The organism is Flavobacterium sp. ACAM 123 (assembly GCF_000264055.1).
Classification (GTDB): Bacteria; Bacteroidota; Bacteroidia; order Flavobacteriales; family Flavobacteriaceae; genus Flavobacterium.
Genome location: NZ_AJXL01000200.1, coordinates 1 through 2647, shown reverse-complemented (window position 1 = coordinate 2647; position 2647 = coordinate 1). Strand labels below are relative to the sequence as shown.

General features: G+C 33.2%; 2 protein-coding genes and 1 pseudogene. All 3 read right to left on the bottom strand.

From position 1 onward, the window contains the following. Positions 1–108, bottom strand: a pseudogene (locus tag A3SG_RS22575) (transposase); the annotation flags it as partial. Positions 109–410: 302 nt separating this feature from the next. Next, positions 411–1130, bottom strand: coding sequence for a hypothetical protein (locus A3SG_RS0118125; RefSeq protein ID WP_016991406.1), 720 nt, complete (start codon positions 1128–1130; stop codon positions 411–413). A 253-nt stretch (positions 1131–1383) separates the two neighbouring features. Further along, positions 1384–1938, bottom strand: a complete 555-nt coding sequence (locus tag A3SG_RS0118120) for an REP-associated tyrosine transposase (protein WP_016991405.1) — start codon at positions 1936–1938, stop codon at positions 1384–1386. Positions 1939–2647 lie beyond the last annotated feature (709 nt).

Below are 2647 nucleotides of genomic sequence, written 5' to 3'. Positions count from 1 at the left end.
GACAACATATTTTTGATTTAACCTAGTAAAAACATCTATCCACCCTACTGTTGTTATAGTGATAAAATAAGCTTCTTCTGTACTTGTAGCTTTATATTTGGTTGACATTGGTTTCGGTTTATTTACTTATCGTTGCTTTTGTTTACGGGCACGGAATACAATTCCGCGCTATCGATGTGCTGATATATCCGAGCGATCTGGTTATTTACTTTTTGATTGCTTTTGTTTGCAGGCATGGAATGCAATTCCGCGCTATCGATGTGCTGATATATCCGAGAGATCTGGGTATCGTTGCGTAGATATATCCGAGCGGTCTGGGTTGTCGAACCGCACTAAATTAAGTAAATAACTGATGGATTAACGTAAACCACCGTCAGCTATTTTTGCACAAATTTGCTTTTACGCGATGCTTATTCTTTTTCTTCATACGACCAAAAGTTATTTGTTGTAGTCCATTTAGCAAATAGTTCCTTTTTAACCATTTCATTGTTTACATCCTTGTATTTCAGGGAAATTCGGAAAGAAATTTGAGGAGGCAATTCAATTCCTATTGGTAGTTCAAAGTCAAAATGAACAGAAGTTGTTTGTCCACCCGAAAGGTTAATTGTAGTATTTGATGTGAATGCATTTTGCCAGCTTTGATTTGGAAGTTTTGCATCAATTATCATTGATAATTCTTGCGTCACTGTTTTGCCCATATTTTCAAAGGTAAATTTTGGGCGAAATAGCATAGCAACGGAATGGCTTTTGCCTTTAAATTGAATTCTGTTTAACTCCTGTTGTATTTCAGTAAGAGTATAAACCGAGTTTACTCTTTCGATTTTATTATTAAATGAATCTCTCGCTACCAACTTATAAGGCAATACATATAAGTCTGTAGCTTCTCCCTTAGCATAAATTAGAGGATTGTAACCCCAATTTTTATTGTGAGCTTCATCATGGGTTATCTCTTTCCAATTAATTAGTCTTATCTCTAGTAATTCAGGATTAGCATTATTTAGATTTTCCCATCGCCGATTTTGTTCCCACTGATTTGCTAAAGTCCAAAAAAGACTAACTACAGAGATTATGATAGCAGTTATAGAAATAATGACCTTCGGGTCTGAAAAAAAGCTCGGTGTTTCTTGCATTTTATCGGTTTTTAAGTTTCGCCTAACGGTTGGCTATGCGTAGTGTGGGTTTTCGACGCACATCACTTTCATCTTACTACTAAATTTATTTACTTACACAATCTTTCAATTTAGCACCAAAATCCGATAGCTCGGATTTTCAATCTGTGCCCGCTCCAGTAGAAAACTAAAATAGATCTAATATCAACACATCTTAATTATTTTCTAAATTCGATAGCGCGGATTTGCAATCCGTGCACGATCCAGTAGGCAACTAAAATAGATCTAATATAATTACTTCTAAATCATTTTCTAAACTAGCATAATTTCTAGCGGAGTTAAAATAATAATCTTCAGGCAAAGTAACGATTTTTTCTTTCACAGAATTATTATGGATATAATTTATCTTTTGCTTTATAAACCAGTTCGTCTCAACTATTTCTGCATGATAGCTATCTTGCCATACTTTATACTCTTGTTTTCGTTTGAGATGAGCACATGCTTTTTTAAAATTTATTAACATCCATTCTCTTCTGCTCTCTGGTTCTTCAATAAGCATTTGGATTATTTTCTTTGAAGTAAATTTTTTAATATCACGAATCACATCCGATAGTATAAAACCATTTGTTGCTTTACATAATAAATGAATATGACTACTCATAATACAATACGCATAAATCTCTAACCCTTTATTTTGCTGACAATGTTGTAATGCGTTTATGACAACATATTTTTGATTTAACCTAGTGAAAACATCTACCCACCCTACTGTTGTTATGGTGATAAAATAAGCTTCTTCTGTGGTTGTAGCTTTATATTTGGTTGACATTATCTTTGGTTTATATACTTATCGTTGCTTTTGTTTACGGGCACGGAATACAATTCCGCGCTATCGTTGCGTAGATATATCCGAGCGGTCTGGTTTGACATTATCTTTGGTTTATTTACTTATCCTTGCTTTTGTTTATGGGCACGGAATGCAATTCCGCGCTATCGATGTGCTGATATATCCGAGCGATCTGGTTAACCTCGTAAAAACATCTACCCAACCTACTGTTGTAATTGTGATAAAATATGCTTCATCAGTTGTTGTAGCCTTGTATTTTGTTGACATTCACTTTGGGTTATTTGGTTTTGTTTACGGGCACGGAATACAATTCCGCGCTATCGATTTGTTGCTATATCCGCGCGGTCTGGTTTCCGTACTTTTTGCTTATCATTCTTTCCACAATTCTACATTTACATTTTTCAGAAATTATAACTTCCTCTGCGTATTTATCTCTTTGTGAATAAACACAAAATGAGAAAAAGATACAGGATAATAATTTTATTTTCTAAATGTATTTAACGATTAATTAAAAGACTTTAAAAAAAAGTAATAATAAACAAATAATATAAAAACCATATTGTTACAAAAAATAGCCCAAAATATAAATTGTTTAAATTTTTACTTAAGTCCCTTTTAATAAAAAGTCGATACAAAATCCAACCTATGAAAACAATTGTTAAACCTATTGCTAATTATCCCATATATTAAT

Bases quoted from the DNA above. Each gene is read 5' to 3' on its own strand.
- A3SG_RS0118125 (WP_016991406.1), bottom strand. From the start codon at position 1,130: ATGCAAGAAACACCGAGCTTTTTTTCAGACCCGAAGGTCATTATTTCT.
- A3SG_RS0118120 (WP_016991405.1), bottom strand. From the start codon at position 1,938: ATGTCAACCAAATATAAAGCTACAACCACAGAAGAAGCTTATTTTATC.